Below are 21645 nucleotides of genomic sequence, written 5' to 3'. Positions count from 1 at the left end.
GCGCCGACCGCTCGGCGCGCGGTGCTGCCGGCGCTGCTTCTGCTGCTGCTGTGCCCCGCGCTGGCGCAGGCGGCCACCTTCGACGGCGGCCAGCTGTCGGCCTGGTGGGGTCTTCCCTTCGCCGCCATGCTGCTGTCGATCGCGCTGATGCCGCTGCTGGTCCCGGCCTTCTGGCATCACCACTACGGCAAGGTCACGGCCGGCTGGGCGCTGGCCTTCCTGGTCCCCTTCGGCCTGGTGTTCGGCCTGCCCGTGGCCGGCGCCGAGTTCGTGCACGCGCTGCTGGCCGAGTACGTGCCCTTCATCCTGCTGCTCACCGCGCTCTATACGGTGGCCGGCGGCATCCACATCCGCGGCAACCTGCGGGGCGCGCCCGGCCTCAACGTCGCGATCCTCGCGCTCGGCGCGGTGCTGGCGAGCTTCATGGGCACCACCGGCGCATCGATGCTGCTGATCCGTCCGCTGATCCGCGCCAACGACAACCGCGCGCAGCGCGCACACGTGGTGGTGTTCTTCATCTTCATCGTGTCCAACATCGGCGGCTCGCTCACGCCGCTGGGCGATCCGCCGCTGTTCCTGGGCTTCCTCAAGGGCGTCGACTTCTTCTGGACGGCGCGCAACATCCTGCCCGAGACGCTGTTCGTGACCGCGGTGCTGCTGGCGATGTTCTGGCTGATCGACCGCCACTTCTACCGCAAGGAAGGCGTGCTGCCGGTCGACCCCACCCCGGACACGCGGCGCATCGGCTTCGACGGCGCGGTCAACTTCTGGCTGCTCGGCGGCGTGGTCGCGCTGGTGCTCATGAGCGGCACCTGGAAATCGCCCGTTGCTTTCGACGTCTACGGCACGCCGGTCGGTCTGCCCGGGCTGCTGCGCGATGCCGGGCTGGTGGCGCTGACGCTGCTGTCGCTCAGGATCACGCCGCGCGCGGTGCATGCCGCCAACCAGTTCGGCTGGGCGCCGATGGCCGAAGTGGCCAAGCTCTTCGCCGGCATCTTCCTGACCATCGTGCCGGTGATCGCGATGCTCAAGGCCGGCGCGAACGGGCCTTTCGGCGCGGTGGTGGCCGCCGTCACGCGCGCCGACGGCCAGCCCGATCCGGCGATGTACTTCTGGGCCACGGGCGCACTGAGTTCCTTCCTGGACAACGCACCGACCTACCTGGTGTTCTTCAACACCGCCGGTGGCGACCCGGTGGCCTTGATGACCACCTACGCCAGCACGCTGGCGGCGGTGTCCGCCGGTGCGGTGTTCATGGGCGCCAACACCTACATCGGCAACGCGCCCAACCTGATGGTCAAGGCCATCGCCGAAGACCGCGGCGTGCGCATGCCGAGCTTCTTCGGCTACATGGCGTGGTCGGGCGTGTGCCTGCTGCCGCTGTTCGTCCTCGTCACCTTCATTTTCTTCCGCTGACCTTCCAGGAGTCCCGACCGATGCTCAAGCCCCATATCCTCGTCACCCGCGCCGTGTTCCCCGAGATCCTCGAGAAGCTCAAGCTCCACTTCGAGGTGGAGGCCAACACGGACGATGTCGAATGGCAGGGCGAGGAACTGGTGCGTCGGCTGCAGGGCAAGCAGGGCGCGTTCACCACCGGCGGCGTCAAGATCGATGCGGCGGTGCTGGCCGGCTGCCCCGAACTCAAGATCTGCGCCAACATGGCGGTGGGCTACAACAACTTCGACATCGAGGCCATGACGCGCCACGGCGTGATGGCCACCAACGCGCCCGACGTGCTGACCGAGACCACCGCCGACTTCGGCTTCGCGCTGCTGATGGCCACCGCGCGCCGCGTGACCGAGAGCGAGCATTTCCTGCGCCGCGGCGAGTGGAAGACCTGGCGCTACGACATGTTCGCCGGCTCCGACGTGCACGGCAGCACGCTGGGCATCCTGGGCATGGGCCGCATCGGCCAGGGCATCGCGCGGCGCGGGGCGCTGGGCTTCGGCATGAAGGTGATCTATCACAACCGCTCGCGGCTCGACGCCGGCATCGAGGCCGAACTCAAGGCCGACTACGTGAGCAAGGAAGAGCTGCTCAAGTCGGCCGACCACCTGGTGCTGGTGCTGCCCTATTCGCCGTCCTCGCACCATGCGATCGGCGCCGCCGAACTGCGCCAGATGAAGCCCACCGCCACGCTGATCAACATCGCGCGCGGTGGCATCGTGGACGACGCCGCGCTGGCCGCGGCGCTGCGCGAACGCACCATCTCGGCCGCCGGCCTGGACGTGTTCGAGGGCGAGCCCTCGGTGCACCCCGACCTGCTCACCGTGCCCAACGTGGTGCTCACGCCGCACATCGCGAGCGCGACCATCCCCACGCGCCTGGCCATGGCCAACCTGGCCGCCGACAACCTGATCTCCTTCCTGGGCGGCAAGGGGCCGCTGACGCCGATCGTTCCCGTCGCGCCCGCCATCGCCGCCAGCAAGTAAGCGAGGCACCCCCACGTGCCGACTGCCGAAACCGGACTCTGGATCCTGCTGGCCCTGGTGGCCTTGAACTTCATCCTGCTGGTGGTGCTGCTGCTGCGACGCCCGGCGGCCGATCACCATGCCGAACTGGCGGCTGCGCTCGCCGCCGGCCATGAACGCACCGAACGCGGATTGCGCCAGGAGATCGGCGAATCCGCGCGCGGCACGCGGCAGGAGCTGGGCCAGAACTTCGCCAGCTTCCAGGCCGCGCTGGTGCAGCAGGGGGCCGAGGCGACGCGCACGCAGAACGCGCAGATCGACGCCTTCGCGCAGCAGCTCACCCTGCTGCAGAAGACGCTGGCCGACACGCTCAGCACGCAGCTGCAGGGGCTGTCCGAATCGAACGCACGCCGTCTCGCCGAAGTCCGCACGACCATGGAAACGCAGCTCGCGCAACTGCAGCAGAGCAATGCCGCCAAGCTCGACGAGATGCGCCAGACGGTCGACGAGAAACTGCAGACCACGCTGGAGGCGCGGCTCGGCGAGAGCTTCAAGCAGGTGGCCGACCGGCTCGACCAGGTGCACAAGGGCCTGGGCGAGATGCAGACGCTGGCCGTCGGCGTGGGCAGCCTGCAGCGCGTGCTGACCAACGTGAAAACGCGCGGCATCTTCGGCGAGGTCCAGCTCGAGGCCTTGCTGGAACAGGTGCTCACGCCCGACCAGTACGCCAAGCAGGTTGAGACCAAGCCGCGCAGCGGCCAGCGCGTCGACTTCGCGATCCGTTTTCCGGGGCGCGGCGAGGACGGGGCGCCGGTCTGGCTGCCCATCGACGCCAAGTTCCCGCGCGACGACTACGAACGCCTGATCGACGCCCACGAGCGCGCCGATGCCGCCGGTGCCGAACTCGCGGCCAAGGCGCTCGAGGCCCGCATCCGCACCGAAGCCAAGTCGATCGCCGAGAACTACCTCGCGGCGCCGCACACCACCGACTTCGCGATCCTGTTCCTGCCGGTCGAGAGCCTCTACGCCGAGGTGCTGCGCCGGCCCGGCCTGATGGACGCGATCCAGCGCCAGCACCGTGTGACGCTGGCCGGCCCGACCACCTTGCTGGCCATGCTCAACAGCCTGCACATGGGCTTTCGCACGCTGGCGCTGGAGCACCAGGCCTCCGAGGTGTGGAAGGTGCTGGGCGCGGTCAAGACCGAGTTCGAGCGCTACGGCGAATGGGTCGCGCGCATCAAGGAGCAGGTGGCCAAGGCCTCCGACACGCTCGACAAGGCCGACACGCGCGCCAAGCAGATGCGCCTGGCGCTGCGCAAGGTCGAGGCCCTGCCCGAGGCGCAGTCGCAGGTGCTGCTGCCGGGCACGGCCGACACCGACGGCGACGGCACGCCGTGAAAGGCGCCGAACTCCTGCGCGTCATCGGGGCCCAGGTCTGCCTGCACGCCACCATGGCGGGCATGCGGCTGGCCACGCCGCTGCTGGCGCTGCAGCAGGGCTACAGCGCGGCGGCGGTCGGCGTGCTGATCGCGCTGTTCGCGCTCACCCAGGTGTTCCTGGCGCTGCCCGCGGGGCGCTTCGCCGACCGCTACGGTTTCAAGCGGCCGCTCTGGTTCTCGGTCATCGCGGCCTCGCTGGGTGCGGGGCTGGTGGTGGTCTTTCCGGTCTTCCCGGTGATGTGCCTCGCGGCCCTGCTGACCGGCGGCGCCACGGGTGCGACGGTCATCGCGCTGCAGCGCCACGTGGGGCGCTCGGCCACCGACTCGACGCAACTCAAGCGCGTGTTCAGCTGGCTGGCCATCGCGCCGGCCGCGGCCAACTTCGTCGGGCCCTTCCTGGCCGGCATGCTGATCGACCACGCCGGGCTCGCGCCGGCCGACCTGATGGCCTTCCGCATCTGCTTCGGCGTGATGGCGGTGCTGCCGATCCTGTGCTGGATGCTGGCGCGCGGCGCCGACGAGCCGCCGCTGGTGGTCGCTGCCGCGGGCGCCGTGCCCACGCGCGCCTGGGACCTGCTGCGCGAGCCGATGTTCAGGCGCCTGCTGTTCGTCAACTGGCTGCAGTCCTCGAGCTGGGACGTGCATGCCTTCGTGCTGCCGGTGCTGGGGCACGAGCGCGGCATCAGCGCTTCGGTGATCGGCTCGATCCTCGGCGCCTTCGCGATCGCCGCGGCCTTCATCCGCGTGGTGCTGCCACTGATCGCCTCGCGCGCCTCGGAGCGCAGCGTGATCCTGACGTCCACGTTGGTCACGGCGGCCGTGTTCTCGGTCTATCCGCTGCTCGAGTCGCCCTGGACCATGGGCCTGTGCTCGGTGATGCTCGGCTTCGCGCTGGGGGCGGTGCAGCCGATGGTGATGAGCATGCTGCACCAGATCACGCCGCACGCACGCCACGGCGAGGCGCTGGGCCTGCGCCTGATGACCATCAACGCCTCGAGCGTGGCCATGCCCATGCTGTTCGGCTCGCTCGGCGCGCTGATCGGCATCACCGGCGTGTTCTGGGTGGTGGGCGGTGTGCTGGTGGTCGGGGCGCGCGCGACCTGGGGGCTGAAGCTCTGACGTCCGCGCCCCGAAAACCACGTTTCAAATGCGATCAATTCTCATTTGATTGACAGGATACTGACTTGAAGTCAGTATCGGCGCCTTCCTCAATGACTTGAAGGCGTCCATGGACCCGCTTTCCCCGCCGGCCACCGATCCGCGCCGGCGCCTCGCGCTCGTCGCGGCCGTGTACCTCGGCAGCTTCATCGCCACGCTCGACGTGAGCATCGTCAACGTCGCGCTGCCCACGCTGCAGCGCGCGCTCTCCACCGACCTCGCCGGCCTGCAGTGGGTGATCGACATCTACGCGCTGTGCCTGTCGGCGTTCATGCTGTTGGCCGGCCCGCTGGGCGACCGCTACGGCCGCAAGCGCGCCTGGCTGCTCGGCGTGGGGGTGTTCACCCTCGGCTCCGCGATGTGCGCGCTGGCCGGCAGCCTGCCCATGCTGCTGGCCGGGCGGGCCGTGCAGGGCGTGGCCGGCGCCCTGATGATTCCGGGCGCGCTGTCGCTACTGGCCCATGCCTTCCCCGAGCCCGCGGCCCGGGCGCGGGTGATCGGCGGCTGGTCCTCGTTCACCGCGCTGTCGCTGATCCTCGGGCCGCTGCTGGGCGGGGTGCTGGTGGACCATGCGGGCTGGCAGAGCATCTTCCTCGTCAACCTGCCGATCGGCCTTCTGACCGTGGGCCTCGGGCTCTGGGGCATCCGTGAGAGCGCCCATCCAGAGCATGCGGCGCTCGACCCGGCGGGGCAGGTGCTCAGCGTGCTGTGGCTCGGTGCGCTGACCTACGGCCTGATCGCGGCCGGCGAGCACGGCTGGGGCTCGGCGCAGGCCGCGACCGCGCTGGTGGCCGCCGCCGTCGGGCTGGCGCTGTTCCTGGTGGTGGAGGCGCGCGTCGAACGGCCGCTGCTGCCGCTCGCGCTGTTCCGCGATGCGCGTTTCTCGGTCACCAACTTCGCATCGTTCGTGCTGGGCTTCTCGTCGTATGCCAGCCTGTTCTTCTTCTCGCTGTTCCTGCAGCAGGTGCAGGGCCTGTCGCCCAGCGAGACCGGCTGGCGGCTGGTGCCGCAGTTCGTCGCGACCGGGCTGGTGGCTTCGCAGTTCGGCCGCCTGGCCCGGCGGTATGCGGTGCACACGCTGATGGTCGCGGGCTACGGGCTCATCGGCGCCACGATGCTGCTGCTGACGCTGTTCTCCGCCGACACGCCGTACCCCTGGCTGGCGCTGCTCTTCGTGTTCCTCGGCGCGGGGTCGGGCCTGGCGGTGCCGGCCACGAGCACGGCCGTGATGGCCTCGGTGCCGGCGCAGCGTTCGGGCATGGCCTCGGCCACCACGAATGCGCTGCGCCAGGCCGGCATGCTGATCGGCATCGCGCTGCTCGGCACGCTGATGAGCACGCGCGCCACGGCCCTGCTTGCTGACGCGCTCGCGCAGGCGGGGTTGCGCGATGCGCAGCAGGCGGCGGTGGCCGCGGTCGGCCGCCATGACCTGGGCGCGCTGGCTTCGCTCGACGCGGCCACGGCCCACCAGCTTCTGGCCGGCGCGCTCGCCGGTGGCTTCCAGGCCGCCATGGCCTGCGCCGGGCTGGCCGGGCTGCTGGCGGCGGGGCTGCTGGTGAGCGTCAGGCCGCGCCGCGCCGTGCAGCCGGCCCGCGCCTGAGGCCTTGCTTCCCATGCCCGCCGCGCTGGTCCCGGTGCGCCTCGGCGCACGCCTTCGTTCGATTCTTTCCCAGGAGTTCTCCATGATCCATCACGACCTCGGCCAGTGGCCGCTCGTCATCAGCGTCTCGTCCGGACTGCAGACCCTCGAGGGCATGCAGGCCTTCACCGACGACTGGAACCGCTGGCTCGACCGCGGCGAGCCCTTCGTGTCCCTGCGCGTGTTCGCCGACGCCGAGGCGCTGGTGCATCCCGAAGGCAGCGCCCAGAATGCGAAGCAGTGGCTGCAGGCGCGCGGCGCCGACATCCGCCGCCACGTGATGGGCATGGCCAGCGTGGTGCCCGCCGACCAGTACGAGAGGATGCGCAAGATGAATGTGGAGAAACTCTTCGGCGTGCCCGCCGGCACCTTTGCCGACACCGACGATGCGCTGGCGTGGATCGACGAGCGCGTGATGACGCCGCGCGGGCTGCGCTTCGACCTGCGGGCCGTGCGCGAGGCCATCGGGACGGCGCGCATGGCCGCGAGCGTCGGTTGAAAACGTCGGCGTGACCCAAGGCGAGATGGCCATGAACCCGATCCCCGACGACGCCGAGGCCGCGCCGCGCCGCCGCACCAAGGCCCCCGAGACCCGCGCCCTGGCGCTGATGGATGCGGCCGAGCGGCTGTTCATCGCCAAGGGCATCGCAAGCACCAGCATCGACGACATCGCGGCCGGTGCGCAGGTGGCCAAGGGCACCTTCTACCTGTACTTCCCGTCCAAGGAGGCGATGCTCGGCGCGCTGCAGCAGCGCTTCGTCGACAACTTCTGCGCGCGCCTGCAGGAGGCGATGGACCGGCACCGCGCCGACAACCACCGGGCCCGGCTCAAGGCCTGGGTGGCGACCGGGCTCGAGATCTACCTCGACAACGTCGCGCTGCACGACGTGGTGTTCCACGAGTACCGGCCCGAGGACCGGCGCATGCGCAACGACAACGCGGTCATCACGCAACTGGTGGGGCTGCTCCGGCGCGGTGACGCGGCGGGCGTGTGGGATGTGGAGGATGCGACCCTGACGGCCGTGATCCTCTTCAACGCATTGCACGGCGTGGCCGACGATGCGGTGGCCATGGGGCCGGCGGCCGATCCGCTGGCCGACCGGCGCCGGCGTGCGCGTGCGCTCACGCGCTTCTTCGAGCAGGCGCTGCGCCCCGACGCCGACGACGTCGACGCCTGAGGCGCGGCGCGATCAGAGTGCGTAGAAGCGCTTGACGGCGGCCCAGGCGTCTTCGGGCGTGTCGACGTAGCGGAACAGGTCGATGTCCTGCGGCGAGATCACGCCTTCGTCCACCAGGAAGTCGAAGTCGATCAGGCGCTTCCAGTACTCGGAGCCGAACAGCACGATCGGCACCGCCTTGGACTTGCGGGTCTGCACCAGCGTCACCACCTCGAACAGCTCGTCGAGCGTGCCGAAGCCGCCGGGGAAGGCCACCAGTGCCTTCGCCCGCATCATGAAGTGCATCTTGCGGATGGCGAAGTAGTGGAACTTGAAGCTCAGCGCCGGCGTGACGTAGGGGTTGGGTTCTTCTTCCATCGGCAGCGCGATCGCCAGGCCGATGTTGAGGCCGCCACCTTCGTGCGAGCCGCGGTTGGCCGCCTGCATGATGCCCGGGCCGCCGCCGGTGCAGATGAACAGCTTGTCCTCGGGCTCCTTGTCGGCGCTGTACTGCGCCACCAGCTTGCCGAAGGCGCGCGCCTCCTCGTAGTAGTGAGAGTTGCGCGCCAGCTTGCGCCAGCGTGCGGCGGCCTCGGCATTGCCGGCGGCTTCGGCCTGGGCGATCAGCGTGGCCGACTCTTCCTCGCTGCGGAAGCGCGCGCTGCCGAACACCACCACCGTGTTCTCGATGCCGTGCTCGCGCATCTGCAGGTCGGGCTTCATGAGTTCCAGCTGCATGCGCAGCCCGCGCGTCTCGCGGCGCAGCAGGAACTCGGGGTCGGCGAAGGCCAGGCGCGAAGGGTCGCGGTCCAGCGGCAAGCCCTTGTCCGAATGCGCCTGCAGCGTGGCCCAGGCGTCGGCCAGTCGCTTGTCGTGGAGGTCGTGTGTGGTGTTGGTCATGGTGAGTCGAGCGAGAAGCATCCGATTGTGCAGCCTCGCCATTGGCGCCCTGCAAGGCCCGCACAAGACCCTGCATGCGCCTGAGGTGACGCGCGCTCAGTCGTAGACGCCGACGATCGGTCCGGTGCCGGTGACCACCGGGCGGCCGATCGGCTGGTGGCTGCGCGTGTCGTAGGTCACGACGTGGCCCGGCAGGCCTGGCAGGAACGAGAAGAAGGCCAGCCCGATCGTGCCGCCCAGCGGGGCGGAGAAAGCCGCGGAGGCGGCGCCCAGGTCGCTCAGGTAGGCGCGCCGGCCGTCCGCGCTGAAGCCCACGACCACGGGCGCATGCTGCGTCGGGACCACCTTGACGAGGGTGTCGGTGCGCGTGTCGATGATCGAGATGTCGCGGGTGCCGATGTTGCACACATACAGCTGGCTGCCATCGGGCGTGAGCGTGCCCGAGACCGGCGCGCTGCCCGGCGGCAGCGGCAGGTTCTTGACGACCGCCCAGGCCTGGGTGTCGATCACCGAGATGCTGTCGCTCAACTCGTTCATCGCATAGAGCTTGCGGCCGTCGGCGCTCAGCGCACCCCAGTCCGGCCCTACGCCCTGCACCGGCAGGCGAGGCCGAAGCTGGGCACCGGTCTGCGCGTCGAACGGGGCCACCGTGTTGTCCGAAAAGAACACGTAGAGGCGCTGGCCGTCGGGGCCGACCTCGATCGCGATGGGCGACCCCGGCAGGGCGAAGCTGCGCACCACCCGATCGCTTCGGGTGTCGATCACCTGCATCAGCGAGGCCGAGGTGGGCACGTACAGGAAGCGGCCGTCGGGTGCGAGCTGTATCGAGGCGAAGGGCAGGCCGTGGGTGGGAATCTTCTTGACCACGGTGTCGGTGAGCGTGTCGATGACCGAGATCTCGCCACGCTCCGGCCCGAAGTTGTCGACGTAGATCTTCGAGCGGTCCGGCAGCATGCGCAGCACGGTGGGGTGCGAGCCGACGTCGGGGATCTTCTTCAGCAAGGTCTGGGTGGCCGTGTCGATCACGTAGACCGCGCCCTCGCCGGAGACCGGCACATAGCCGAGATGGCGCGCAACGGCCGCCGGTGCCAACGGATCGGCGACGGCGAGCCGTGCGATGGGCAACAGCGCTGCGGCCATCAGAAGGGTGACGACGGCGCGCGGCCATCGTGTCGAGGATGGATGGGTGTTCATGGTCATGACGCCTGTGGCGGTTCGTCTCGCGACGCCGCTCAGAGCAGCGGAACCCAGGCCGGAACGCCCGGCCCGGCCTGGGTCGGGATCGGCGCGCCCACCGTCTGGTCGGTCTTGGGGTCGAACACGATCACCTGTCCCGGGCCCAGCAGGCCCAGGGTCACGAGGTTGCCGAACAGCACCACCTCGCCCAGCGGCCCCTTGAACTTCGCCGAGCTGGGGCCGAGGTCGCTGATGTAGCCGCGCGTGCCGTCGGCGCTGAACATCACGCTGGTGGTGGAGCCGGTGGTGGGGATGATCTTGGTGATCTTGTCGGTGGCCAGGTCCAGCACGCGCAGGCCGGTGTCGCCGAACACCGTGACGTAGAGCTTCGTGCCGTCGGGCGACAGGGTGGAGACGAAGGCGCCGGGATCGCTGGGCCGGTAGACGCCGCTGCTGTTGGTGCTGAGGGTCTTGGTCAGCATCCAGTTCGCGACGTCGATCACGCCGATCTGGTTGACCGTGTCGACATAGAGTTTCCTGCCGTCGGCGGTGAAGCTGAACCAGAAGGGGCCGAGGCCGCCGCTCCAGATGGGCCTCTTGATCTCGGCGCCGGTGAGCGGGTCGTAGACGCCCAGCAGGCCCGACTGGAAGCCCACGTACAGCTTGCCGTCGGGCCCGCTGATCGAGGACACGGGGATGTCCGCGAAGCGCAGCCGGCGCACCACGGCGTCGGTCTTGGTGCTCACGACCTCGACCACGAAGCCGACCTCGGGCAGGTAGATCTCGCTGCCGTCCTGCGAGGTGAAGGCGCCCAGCGGTGTGCTTTCGACCGGCACCGTTTTCACGCCGCCGCTCTTGCGGTCGATCACCGAAATGGTGGCGGGAACCAGGCCGAAGTTGTCGACGTAGATCTTGCTGCCGTCGAGCGTGGCGGCCATCACCGCGGGGCGCGAGGCGGGGAACGACACCGGGATGCGTTCGGTGATCTTCGCCGTGGCGGTGTCGATCACCGCGATCGTGTTGTTCGCCACTTCGGGCAGGTAAAGCCTGCCGGGCGGACCGACCGGCGCAGGGGGCTGGGCCTGGGCCAGGCCGGCCGCGAGGCACAGGCCCATGAGCAAGGTACGCAGAAGGGAAAGCCGGCGCGAAGAACGCCGGCCGTGGTCGATGTGAAGCGATGGCATGAAAGCAACCTTTTTGGAGTGCGTTGGAGGACGGTGCAAGCGGCGGCGATGGTAGGAGCGCATCGAAGCCGTGAAACGTCCCGCCGACGACAAGGAGGCCGTCGGCCTGCAAATCCATCACGCTTTGGAAGCGGTCGCGACGACCGGCAGGCGCGCGCGGCACCGGCGACACAAACCGATGACAAATGAGGGAGGGCCGCGCTGCCTGCGCGGCACGCAGGGGCAGCCTCGGGGAGCAGGCCGGTGCACAAACGACAAGGGCTCCTTGCGGAGCCCTTGGGGATGTGCGGAACAAAGGCCCGGAGGGCCCCGTTTCTCTTTAGACGCGCTTGCGGTATTCGCCGGTGCGGGTGTCGATTTCGATCTTGTCGCCTTGCGACACGAACAGCGGCACGGGCACTTCGAAGCCGGTCGAGATCTTGGCAGGCTTGAGCACCTTGCCCGAGGTGTCGCCCTTGACGGCGGGTTCGGTCCAGGTGATCTCGCGCTCGACGCTGGTCGGCAGTTCGACCGAGATGGCCTTCTCGTCGTAGAACACCACTTCGAGCGACATGCCGTCTTCGAGGTAGTTCAGGGCGTCGCCCATGTTCTCGGCTTCGACTTCGTACTGGTTGTACTCGGTGTCCATGCAGACATACAGCGGGTCGGCGAAGTAGGAGTAGGTGCACTCCTTCTTCTCGAGCACGATCTGCTCGATCTTGTCGTCGGCCTTGAACACCTGTTCGGTGTTGAAGTTCGCGACCAGGCTCTTGAGCTTCATGCGCACGGTGGCCGAGTTGCGGCCGCCACGGCTGTATTCGGTCTTGAGGACGACCATCGGGTCCTTGCCGTGCATGATCACGTTGCCGGCGCGGATTTCTTGAGCGATTTTCATAACGTTGTCTGGCTGGTTGGCCGCAGGGTTGCGGCAGGCCGTCGAAGCTATTTGCAATCAGGGATTGCAATGCTGCGGACTTGAACATTCGCAGTTGGACAGCGGCGGCAAATTTTGGAGAGCCGCTGATTTTAGCGGTTTTCACGAAGACCGCCTATTTCGGGCAGACTCGCGGGGTGCAAAACGACACCCTCAACGACATCGCCGCCGCGCTCGTCGCGGCCCGTCGCAGCGGCATCGCCGCCGACGAGACCCCTTGGAAAGACACGGCGCTGACGTCGCAAGACATCAACACCGTGCAGGAGCGCGTGGCCGCCGAACTGGGCTGGGCCGACGCGCCCGATGCGCCCGGTGCCTGGAAGGGCGGCGGTCCGACGCCGACCTCGGTCGCCGCGTTCGCCCGGCTGCCCCCCGTCTGGGTGCGCCCGTCGCCGGGCCGTCTCGCGGTCGCCGACTTCCATCGCCTGGGCATCGAGATCGAAGTCGCGTTCCGCCTGGCGCGCGACGTTTCGGCGGTCGACCTGGCGGCCCGTGCGGTCCACGATCCGGTCGCGCTGTTCGACGCCATGGCCGTGTCCATCGAACTGGTCGACTACCGCTGGCAGGGCGGCGAGCACGCGCCGGCGCCGCTGCGCATGGCCGACCTGCAGTCCAACGGCGCGCTGGTGCTGGGCGACTGGCGGCCGATGCAGGCCATCGACTGGCAGCAGCAGGTCGCCACGCTCACCGTCGACGGCGTGCAGGTCGGGCGCTACCAGGGCGCGCACCCCTGCGGCGACCCGATGTGGATGGCGCCGCAATGGCTGCAGCATGGCGTGGCGCGCCATGACCGGCTGCCGGCCGGCAGCGTGCTGACGACCGGTTCGTGGTGCGGCATGGTCTGGCTCGAAGGGCCGGCCGTGGTGCACGCGGCCTTCGAGGAGATCGGCGAAGCGACGCTGACCCTGGTCTAGGGGCGGGGCAGGGCGTCGACGAAGCGCATCAGCTGCGTCAGCAGGTCGTCCTGGGCCTGTTGCGCTTCACGCGCGCGTTGCGCGGCCCGGGCCCAGTCGTCGAGCGTGGCCGCGTCCGGCGCCGATGGATCGGCATCGTTCGTGTCGTTCCAGGCGTGGTGAAACGCGCGCTGGCTGGGCGGCGCCTCGACCGCATCGAGAAAGGCGTTGAGCTTGACGTGGTGCGCGTCGTCGTCCTGCGGGTAGATCTGCCAGACGAAGGGCCGGCCGGCCCAGAGTGCGCGCACCAGCGAATCCTCGCCGCGCACGAAATTGAGGTCGCAGCTCCACAGCAGCGCGTCGAAGTCGTCTTGTGTGAGCAGCGGCAGGAAGTGGATCGACAGACGTCCCGATGTTGCAGCGGAGGCCTCCGCTGACAGGTTCAGCGCCGCACGCACGGCCTGCGCCGCGCGACCGGCCGTGACCAGCAGGCGCACCGGCGCATCGCCTGCGGCCCATTGCTCCAGCAGCGCAGCGAGCCGTGACGGCTCGTAGCAGAACAGCGAGACCAACCGTTCGCCTTGCCAATCGATGCGCTGCGAAGCCAGCCATGCCGCGCGGTCGAAGCCGGCCTGGCGCGCCGCCAGCGCAGGCTCGCGCAGCAGGCCGCCGGTGCGGGGGCTGAAGCCGGGGTAGAAGAAGCGTTTGGTCAGGCCTGCGCCCGGTCCGCGGAACACCGAGGAGGGCAGGGTGTGGAGTCGCTCGACATAGGGTTCGGCCGACAGGTATTCGAGGTTGATCCAGGCGCCGCGAAAGCCGGGCGTGCGCGCGTGTTCGGCGTGGCGTGCGATCAGTGCCGGCGCCGGCTCGCAGCCGAAGGCCTCGATGAGCACATCGGGCGGGGCCGCCCGTGCGGCCGCCTCGACCGCTTCGGCATCCGACCAGTCGATCACCTCGACGCCCGCGCATCCGTCCGGCGCCATCCAGGCCAGCGCACGGCCGTCGTCGACCCACAGGCGCGCGCTTTCACTGCGCGCGGCCAGCTGGCGCGCGAGCCGCCAGCAGACCCCGAGGTCGCCGTGGTTGTCGATGACCCGGCAGAAGATGTCCCAGCGCATGAAGTCGGCCCGCAAATGAAAAAGGCCCCCGCGGCCTGTCGATCGCGGGAGCCTAGCGCATTGCCGCACCGGGTGCGGCGCGCTGTCAGGGCGTGACGACGTCGCCCAGCACGATGCCTTCACGGCGCGGGTCGGCGCCGCCGGTCAGCACCGAGCCGCTGCCTGTCTTGTCCTTGACGCGGATGATGGTGCTGATGCCGCTGGATTGCGCGCCGGTCGAGACCTTGTGACCGAGCGCGGTGAGGCCAAGCACCAGTGGGTCGTTGGCGCCGCCATCATCTTTGCCGTTGCCCAGGGGCGTCTTGATGATGTTCGGGTGCTCACCGCCCACCGAGGTCGTGGTGGAGTTCGTTGCACCGAAATCGACCAGCGAGGTCGCCTGCTGTGCATCGAGGCCCCAGTCGAGGGCGCCGACCACGGTCTTGACCACGTACTGGATGATCGTGCCGCCGCCGGGCGAACCGGTGGCCATCAGGAAGTCGCCAGGACCGGTGCCGTTGAACACCATCGTGGGTGCCATCGTGCTGCGCGGGCGCTTGCCGGGCTGGACGCGGTTGGCCATCGGGGCGCCGAGGTCGTCGGTCGGATCCTTACTGAAGTCGGTCAGCTGGTTGTTCAGCATGATGCCGTGGCTCATGTGGTACGAACCGAGCGTGGATTCCACCGTGGTCGTCATGGTGACCACGTTGCCTTCCTTGTCGACGATCGAGTAGTGCGTCGTGCCATGCTCGACGGTCGTGTCAATCCCCTGGGGCAGCACGCCGAAGTCACCCGGCTGCGCCACGCCCATCGACTTGGTGGGGTCGATCAGTTTGGCGCGCGCGCGCATGTAGGTCTTGTTGATCAGCGTGTCGGGGCTGTTGCCCGGCAGGGGCACGAAGTCGGTGTCGGCCACGTACTTGTCACGGTCGGCATAGGCCAGGCGCTCGGCTTCGGACACCAGGTGCACGCCCATCACCGTGGGCTTGCCGCCTTCGAGGTCGATGCTGGTCGGGGTCTGCGCCTTGAGGTCGAAGTTTTCCAGGATGCCCAGGGACGACAGCACGCCGATGCCACCCGAGGACGGCGGCGACATGCTGCAGATGTAGTAGGCGCGGTAGGTCGCGCAAACCGGCTCGCGGCGCTTGGCCTGGTAGTTCTTCAGGTCGTCCAGCGTGGTCAGGCCGGGCGTGATGGCCGTGCCATCGACGGCTTGCGTGATGCGGATCTTGGCGACGATGTCCTCGGCGATCTTGCCGGTGTACATCGCGTCGGCGCCCTGGGTCGCGATGGCCTTGAGCACCGCGGCGTAGGCCGGGTTGGTCAGCGTGGCACCCAGCGGCTTGGCGTTGCCGGCCGCGTCGAGGAAATAGGCGGTGGCCTCGGCGTCGCGCTTGAGGCTCGTTGCCGATCCCGCGATGGCCGCGGCCATGCGCCCCCCGATCTTGAAGCCGTCGGTCGCGAGCCGCGTGCCTTCGCCGAACAGGTCCTTCCAGGCCAGCTTGCCGTGGTCGCCGTGTGCCATCTCGAGCATGCGCATCACGCCGGGCGTGCCGATGGAGCGGCCGCTGGCGCGGGCACTGGGCACCGGCGTGGTCTGGTTGGCCGCGTCGATGTAGCGCAGGTAGTCGCCCGTGGCGGCCGCCGGGGCCGTCTCGCGGCCGTCGTAGGCCTGGACCTTGTTGGTCTTCGCGTCGTAATAGAGCATGAAGGCGCCGCCGGCCAGGCTGCTCGACTGGGGTTCGACCAGCCCGAGCACGGCCTGCACCGCGATCGCCGCGTCGGCAGCGCTGCCGCCGGCCTTGAGGACGTCGCAGCCGGCCTTGGTGGCCAGCGGGTGGTTGGCCACCACCATGTAGCTCTTGGCCGTGACCAGCTTGTGGCCGATCACATAGCCGGAGGCTTGTTCGGGCGCGGCCGGGTCACCGGGGTCGCCGGAGCCGACCACCACGGGCGTGGTGCCGGGGTTGGTCGTGAGGCAGCTGTTGTCGACCGCGACCGGGGGCGTGACAGTGGTCGGCGGGGTGACGACAGGCGGGGCGCCGTTGTTGTTGTCGCTGCCACCGCATCCGAAGAGCGAGAGCGACAGGGCGATCGGTGTGAGGATCCACCAGGGTTGATTTTTCTTCATTGCTATTTTTTTGGGATTTCTAGAAAGGCAAAAGTCGCATGACGCGACTTCTTCGTTGAGCACGTGTCGTGCCAACCCTTCGATCTTGCCCCAGCTTTTCACCCGTGGCACAGCGGGGAGGTCCCGACTTGCGGCGGCGACGGTTTTTTCTGCAAGCCACAATAGCCGCCATGTCCGACGTGCACTCCGATCAACTCCTCAGCGAAGTCGCGGCCCTGCCGCAGTTGCCGGGTGTCTACCGCTATTTCGACGCGGCCGGCGCTGTGCTGTATGTGGGCAAGGCCCGCAACCTGAAGAAGCGGGTCGCCAACTATTTCCAGAAGAGCCACGGCGGCACCCGCATCGGCCACATGATCTCCAAGATCGTGCGCATGGAGACCACCGTGGTGCGCTCCGAGGCCGAGGCGCTGCTGCTCGAGAACAACCTGATCAAGACGCTCAAGCCGCGCTACAACATCCTGTTCCGCGACGACAAGAGCTACCCCTACCTGAAGATCGCGGCGCACACCTTCCCGCGCCTGGCCTACTACCGCGGCGCGACCGACCGCAAGCACCGTTTCTTCGGTCCGTACCCCAGCGCTTGGGCGGTCAAGGAGTCGATCCAGCTGTTGCAGAAGGTCTTCAAGCTGCGCACCTGCGAGGACACGGTCTACGCCAACCGCACGCGACCCTGCCTGCTCTACCAGATCAAGCGCTGCAGCGCGCCCTGCGTCGGCCACATCGGGCCCGAGGCCTATGCGCAGGACGTGGCCAGCGCCGAGGCTTTTCTGATGGGCGACACCCAGCTCGTGCTGTCGAAGCTCGAGCAGCGCATGACCACGCATGCCGAGAAGCTCGAGTTCGAGCAGGCGGCCGAGCTGCGCAACCAGATGTCGGCCATCTCGCGCGTGCTGCATCAGCAGTCGATCGAGATCGCCTCCGACAAGGACGTCGACATCCTGGCGGTCAAGGTGCAGGGCGGCAAGGCCTGCGTGAACCTCGCGATGGTGCGCGGCGGCCGGCACCTGGGCGACCGGGCCTATTTCCCGGTGCACGTCGAGGATGCGGCCCAGATCCATCTGGGGGAACTGGACGACGAATCGGCTGCCTCCGAGCCGATCGAGGTGCAGGTGCTCGAGGCCTTCATCGCCCAGCACTACATCGACGTGCCGGTGCCGGCCACGCTGGTGCTGAGCCAGTCCGTGAGCCGCGAGCTGGTCGAGGCGATCTCGCAGCAGGCCGGCGTGCGCGTCACGGCCGTGTTCCAGCCGCGCGAGCAGCGCCGCCACTGGCTCGAGATGGCCCAGACCAACGCCGACCTGCAGCTCGCGCGGCTGCTGGCCGAGGAGGGCTCGCAGCAGGCCCGCACCCGTGCGATGGCCGACGCGCTGGAGCTTGCGCCGGACGATCTCGACAGCTTCCGCGTCGAGTGCTTCGACATCTCGCACACGGCCGGCGAAGCGACGCAGGCCTCTTGCGTGGTGTTCGAGCACCATGCGATGCAGAACCGCGAATACCGCCGCTACAACATCGAGGGCATCACGCCGGGCGACGACTACGCGGCGATGCGCCAGGTGCTGCATCGCCGTTATGCCAAGCTGGCCGAGGCCATGGCGGCCGAGACCGACGCACCCACGCCCGGCGATGCCGATGGCGCGGGCAGCGACGCGCCGCCGGCCACGCGCGCCGCGCGCATGCCCGACCTGGTGCTGGTCGACGGCGGCAAGGGCCAGGTGTCGATGGCGCGCGAGGTGTTCAGCGAACTGGGCCTGCCGCTGTCGCTGATCGTCGGCGTGGAAAAGGGCGAGGGCCGCAAGGTCGGGCTCGAGGAACTGGTGTTCGCCGACGGCCGCGAGAAGGTCTATCTCGGCAAGGACTCGGCCGCGTTGATGCTGGTGGCACAGATCCGCGACGAGGCGCACCGCTTCGCCATCACCGGCATGCGCGCCAAGCGCGCCAAGGTGCGGGTGGGCGGCAGCCAGCTCGAGGACATCCCGGGCATCGGCCCCAAGCGCCGGGCCCGCCTGCTGCAACGCTTCGGCGGCATCCGCGGCGTGGCGGCGGCGAGCGTGGAGGACATCGCGTCGGTCGAGGGCATCGCCTCCGATCTGGCCGAGGAAATCTACCGGGCGCTGCACTGATGGATCGGCCTCGATGACATCCGTTCGCGTCATGCACAATCGCGGCATGTTCTGGACCCTCCCGACGATCATGACCTGGACGCGGATCATCGCGATCCCGTTGATCGTGGGCGTGTTCTATCTGCCCATCGCCGAGCCGATGCGCAATCTCATCGCCACGGTGATGTTCATCGTGTTCGCCGCCACCGACTGGCTCGACGGCTTCCTGGCGCGCAAGCTCAACCAGACCTCGGCCTTCGGCGCCTTCCTCGACCCGGTGGCCGACAAGTTCCTGGTCTGCGCCTCCTTGCTGGTGCTGGTGCACCTGCAGCGCGCCGACGTGTTCGTGGCGCTGATCATCATCGGCCGCGAGATCGCCATTTCCGCCTTGCGCGAATGGATGGCGCAGATCGGCGCCGCCAAGAGCGTCGCGGTGCACATGCTGGGCAAGGTCAAGACCGTGGTCCAGATGGTGGCCATTCCCTTCCTGCTGTTCGACGGCCATCTGTTCGGCTTCATCGACACCGGTCTCTGGGGCCAGTGGCTGATCTGGGTGTCGGCCGTGCTCACCGTCTGGTCGATGGTGTACTACCTGCAGAAGGCCATCCCCGAGATCCGGGCCCGCACCAAATGACCGCGGCGGCAGCCCGTACGGCGGGCTGGCTGCGTTTCCTGCCGGGTGTGTTCGTGCTGATCTGGAGCACCGGCTTCATCGTCGCGCGCTACGGCATGCCCTATGCGCCGCCCCTCAAGTTCCTCGCGGTGCGCTATGCGCTGTCGATCCTGTGCTTTGCCGTGTGGGTGGGCGTGGCGCGCATCGCGCTGCCGGCCACGCGCCGGCAATGGGGACATCTGGCCGTGACCGGCGTGCTGGTGCAGGCGGGGTATCTGGCGGGCGTGTGGGCTGCGGTGCATGCGGGCATGGGAGCCGGGCTGGTCGCGCTGATGGTCGGTTTGCAGCCGGTGCTCACCGGGATCTGGCTGTCGATGCGCGGCGGGGCGGTCACGCGGCGGCAGTGGGCCGGCCTGTTGCTGGGTTTCGCGGGCCTGGTGATGGTGGTGTCGCGCAAGTTCGGCGACAGCGGCGAGGTCAGCCTGCTGACGGTGAGCCTGGCGCTCGCGGCGCTGGCTTCGATCACGGTCGGCACGCTGTACCAGAAGCGTTTCGTCGCGCCCTGCGACGTGCGCAGCGCGAGCCTGGTGCAATTCTGCGCGGCGCTGCTGTTCACGCTGCCCTTTGCCTGGCTGGAGACGGCACCGATCCAGTGGAACCTGTACTCGGGCGGCGCCATGGCCTGGTCGGTGTTCGCCCTGTCGCTGGGCGGCAGTTCGCTGTTCTACATCCTGATCCAGCGCGGCACGGCGGCGGCGGTCACCAGCCTGCTGTATCTGGTGCCGCCCACCACCGCGCTCATGGCCTGGCTGCTGTTCTCCGAACAGATCACGGCGCTGACGCTGCTCGGCACCGCGGTCACGGCGCTGGGTGTGGGGCTGGTGGTGCGCGAGGGCAAGGCTTCGGCTGGCGCCTAGCTAGGGCTTCCAGGGCTCGCTGCGGAACTGCTCGGCCAGGAAGTCGATCAGCAGCCGCACGCGGCGCGGCGTCTTGGGCCGCCAGGGCGCGATCCAGTGGATGTCGGCGTCGGGCATCGCGTGGTGCGGCAGCACCCGCACCAGTTCGCCGCTCGCGAGCTGGGGCGCGATGTCCCAGAGGCTGCGCAGCATGATGCCGCGGCCGGCCAGGCACCAGTCGCGCACCATTTCGCCCGAGTTGCTCGACAGCGGCCCCTGCACGCGCACGCGCGACAGGGTGCTCTCCTTGTCGTGCTTGAGCGCCCAGTGCTCCCGGCCCGCGCCCTGGGCCTCGGTGTTTTCGCGCACGATCAGGCAGGCATGCGCCGCGAGTTCCTCCAGGGCACGCGGCGTGCCGTGGGCCGACAGGTAGGCCGGCGACGCAACCAGGATGCGCTGGTTGCGCGCGAGCCGGCGCGAGATCCAGTGTGCGCTGTGCGCGCCCTGCACCGACCACAGCCACAGCGCGCCGTCGTAGCCGTCGACGCCCAGGTCGGGCAATTGCTCGCTGAGTTGCAGGTCGATCTGCAGCCCGGGATGGCGCTGCTGGAATTCGGCCAGCGCCGGCCCGACCCAGCGCCGGCCGAAACCCAGCGTGGCGGCGATGCGCAGCCGGCCGCGCAGCGCGCTCTGGCGCTCGCTGAGCTCGGCCTCGAGCGCGGCGAAACCCTCGAGCAGCCGGTCGGCGTGCAGGCACACGGCCTCGCCCTCGGCCGTGAGGTTGAGCCGCCGGGTGGTGCGCTCGAACAGGCGCTGTCCCAGCCGGCCCTCGAGCGCGGCCAGCCGCTTGGTAACCACCGAGGGCGCCACACCCAGCGCCGCGGCCGCTGCGGCCAGGCTGCCGCGGTGCCGCACGGTGGTCACGAGTTCGAGGTCGGCGCGTTCCATTCAAGCCTCAAGGGAAATAATCAATTCGATGATTGTTGCTTGAAGCGCGGGGGAGGGCAACGCACAATCGACGCGTGTTCAAAGACTTCACCCCCTTCGATCTGCAACGCGACGGCGTCGCGCTGCACGGCCGCATCGGCGGCAGCGGCCCGGCGCTGCTGTTGCTGCACGGCCATCCGCAAACGCATGCGATCTGGCATCGCGTGGCGCCCGCGCTGGCGTCGCATTTCACGGTGGTGCTGATGGACCTGCGCGGCTACGGCGATTCGGGCCGGCCCGCGGCCGACGCCGAGCACCTCGCGTACAGCAAGCGCGAGATGGCGCGCGATGCCGTGGCCGTGATGCGGCATCACGGCTTCGATCGCTTCCAGGTGCTGGCCCACGACCGCGGCGCGCGCGTGGCGCATCGGCTGGCGGCCGACCATCCGGCCGCGGTCGAGCGGCTGCTGCTGCTGGACATCGCACCCACGCTGGCCATGTATGCGAACACCTCCGAGGCTTTTGCGCGCGCCTACTGGCACTGGTTCTTCCTGATCCAGCCGCCGCCGCTGCCCGAAGCCCTGCTGTCTTCCGACCCGGCGCGCTACGTGCGCAGCGTGATGGGCGGCCGGCATGCGGGCCTGGCGCCCTTCGCGCCCGAGGCCCTGGCCGAATACGAACGCTGCGCGGCGCTGCCCGGCACGGCCGAGGCGGTGTGCGAGGACTACCGCGCCTCGGCCTCGATCGACCTGGTGCACGACCGCGAAGACATCGCCGCCGGCCGCCGCCTGACCCAGCCGCTGCGCGTGCTGTGGGGCGAACACGGCGTGGTCGGAAAATGCTTCGACGTGCTGGCGCTGTGGCGCGAGGTCGCCGACGACGTGTCGGGCGGCACGCTGCCCTGCGGCCACTACCTTCCCGAGGAAGCCCCCGACGCGCTGGTGCGCGAGGCGCTGACCTTCTTTCAAAAATCCAGAGACGACAACTCTTCTTCTTCCAAGGACATCTGACC

19 protein-coding genes are annotated in these 21645 nt (G+C 69.0%); 12 read left to right on the top strand and 7 right to left on the bottom strand.

Features of this window, described 5'->3' with window-relative positions; genetic code table 11:
* Positions 1-21: 21 nt before the first annotated feature.
* The 7 genes from K0H49_RS03785 to K0H49_RS03755 all read left to right on the top strand — a co-directional run bounded on the left by K0H49_RS03785 (position 22) and on the right by K0H49_RS03755 (position 7825).
* Positions 22-1416 carry a sodium:proton antiporter gene (locus tag K0H49_RS03785; RefSeq protein ID WP_374122347.1) on the top strand — a complete coding sequence of 465 codons (1395 nt, stop codon included), beginning with the start codon at positions 22-24 and terminating at the stop codon, positions 1414-1416.
* Between the two features lie 20 nt (positions 1417-1436).
* Positions 1437-2432, top strand: coding sequence for a 2-hydroxyacid dehydrogenase (locus K0H49_RS03780; RefSeq protein WP_219209795.1), 996 nt, complete (start codon positions 1437-1439; stop codon positions 2430-2432).
* A gap of 45 nt (positions 2433-2477) precedes the next feature.
* Positions 2478-3809, top strand: a complete 1332-nt coding sequence (gene rmuC / locus K0H49_RS03775; protein ID WP_219213005.1) for a DNA recombination protein RmuC — start codon at positions 2478-2480, stop codon at positions 3807-3809.
* Positions 3806-4969 carry an MFS transporter gene (locus K0H49_RS03770; RefSeq protein WP_219209794.1) on the top strand — a complete coding sequence of 388 codons (1164 nt, stop codon included), beginning with the start codon at positions 3806-3808 and terminating at the stop codon, positions 4967-4969. Before rmuC ends, K0H49_RS03770 begins: the two co-directional genes overlap by 4 nt.
* 109 nt (positions 4970-5078) lie before the next feature.
* Positions 5079-6608, top strand: coding sequence for an MFS transporter (locus K0H49_RS03765; protein ID WP_219209793.1), 1530 nt, complete (start codon positions 5079-5081; stop codon positions 6606-6608).
* An 82-nt stretch (positions 6609-6690) separates the two neighbouring features.
* On the top strand, positions 6691-7146 hold the full coding sequence (locus K0H49_RS03760) for a hypothetical protein (RefSeq protein ID WP_219209792.1): 456 nt from the start codon (positions 6691-6693) through the stop codon (positions 7144-7146).
* Between the two features lie 31 nt (positions 7147-7177).
* The gene (locus K0H49_RS03755) at positions 7178-7825 is read left to right on the top strand and encodes a TetR/AcrR family transcriptional regulator (protein ID WP_257624576.1); all 648 of its coding nucleotides are present in this window, start codon (positions 7178-7180) and stop codon (positions 7823-7825) included.
* Between the two features lie 12 nt (positions 7826-7837).
* On the opposite strand, the gene K0H49_RS03750 is transcribed toward K0H49_RS03755, so the two are convergent.
* From K0H49_RS03750 to efp, 4 genes are all read right to left on the bottom strand, one after another.
* Positions 7838-8704 carry an LOG family protein gene (locus K0H49_RS03750; RefSeq protein WP_219209791.1) on the bottom strand — a complete coding sequence of 289 codons (867 nt, stop codon included), beginning with the start codon at positions 8702-8704 and terminating at the stop codon, positions 7838-7840.
* A 96-nt stretch (positions 8705-8800) separates the two neighbouring features.
* Positions 8801-9898, bottom strand: a complete 1098-nt coding sequence (locus K0H49_RS03745) for a YncE family protein (RefSeq protein ID WP_219209790.1) — start codon at positions 9896-9898, stop codon at positions 8801-8803.
* A gap of 38 nt (positions 9899-9936) precedes the next feature.
* A complete protein-coding gene (locus tag K0H49_RS03740; RefSeq protein WP_257624575.1) occupies positions 9937-11064 on the bottom strand; it encodes a YncE family protein in 1128 nt (375 codons plus the stop codon).
* A gap of 319 nt (positions 11065-11383) precedes the next feature.
* Complete coding sequence (gene efp, locus K0H49_RS03735; RefSeq protein ID WP_219209789.1) at positions 11384-11938, bottom strand: elongation factor P; 555 nt, start codon at positions 11936-11938, stop codon at positions 11384-11386.
* Between the two features lie 176 nt (positions 11939-12114).
* Here efp and K0H49_RS03730 point away from each other — a divergent pair, with 176 nt between their 5' ends.
* Entirely contained in the window at positions 12115-12891 is a 777-nt protein-coding gene (locus K0H49_RS03730; RefSeq protein ID WP_219209788.1) for a fumarylacetoacetate hydrolase family protein, read from the top strand.
* Here the strand turns inward: K0H49_RS03730 and earP are convergent.
* Together earP and K0H49_RS03720 are read right to left on the bottom strand one after the other, a co-directional pair.
* Positions 12888-13988: an elongation factor P maturation arginine rhamnosyltransferase EarP gene (gene earP, locus K0H49_RS03725; protein ID WP_219209787.1), complete on the bottom strand. Its 1101-nt coding sequence runs from the start codon at positions 13986-13988 to the stop codon at positions 12888-12890. The genes K0H49_RS03730 and earP overlap by 4 nt on opposite strands.
* Before the next feature lie 85 nt (positions 13989-14073).
* Positions 14074-16098, bottom strand: coding sequence for a gamma-glutamyltransferase family protein (locus tag K0H49_RS03720; RefSeq protein WP_219209786.1), 2025 nt, complete (start codon positions 16096-16098; stop codon positions 14074-14076).
* A gap of 170 nt (positions 16099-16268) precedes the next feature.
* Here K0H49_RS03720 and uvrC point away from each other — a divergent pair, with 170 nt between their 5' ends.
* The 3 genes from uvrC to K0H49_RS03705 are packed head-to-tail and all read left to right on the top strand — an operon-like array spanning position 16269 to position 19727.
* A complete protein-coding gene (gene uvrC / locus K0H49_RS03715) occupies positions 16269-18218 on the top strand; it encodes an excinuclease ABC subunit UvrC (protein ID WP_219209785.1) in 1950 nt (649 codons plus the stop codon).
* 46 nt (positions 18219-18264) lie between these two features.
* The gene (pgsA, locus tag K0H49_RS03710) at positions 18265-18831 is read left to right on the top strand and encodes a CDP-diacylglycerol--glycerol-3-phosphate 3-phosphatidyltransferase (protein ID WP_219209784.1); all 567 of its coding nucleotides are present in this window, start codon (positions 18265-18267) and stop codon (positions 18829-18831) included.
* Positions 18828-19727 (top strand): DMT family transporter, encoded by a 900-nt coding sequence (locus tag K0H49_RS03705; RefSeq protein WP_219209783.1) that lies wholly within the window; start codon positions 18828-18830, stop codon positions 19725-19727. Before pgsA ends, K0H49_RS03705 begins: the two co-directional genes overlap by 4 nt.
* Here K0H49_RS03705 and K0H49_RS03700 read toward each other — a convergent pair whose 3' ends face one another.
* Entirely contained in the window at positions 19728-20654 is a 927-nt protein-coding gene (locus K0H49_RS03700) for a LysR family transcriptional regulator (RefSeq protein ID WP_219209782.1), read from the bottom strand.
* 74 nt (positions 20655-20728) lie between these two features.
* Between K0H49_RS03700 and K0H49_RS03695 the strand changes: the two genes are divergently transcribed.
* Positions 20729-21643, top strand: a complete 915-nt coding sequence (locus K0H49_RS03695) for an alpha/beta fold hydrolase (RefSeq protein ID WP_219209781.1) — start codon at positions 20729-20731, stop codon at positions 21641-21643.
* Positions 21644-21645 lie beyond the last annotated feature (2 nt).

The organism is Variovorax boronicumulans (assembly GCF_019352895.1).
GTDB lineage: Bacteria > Pseudomonadota > Gammaproteobacteria > Burkholderiales > Burkholderiaceae_C > Variovorax > Variovorax boronicumulans_A.
Note: the sequence above shows the minus strand (reverse complement) of the source record. Positions and strands in the feature narration are given on the sequence as shown.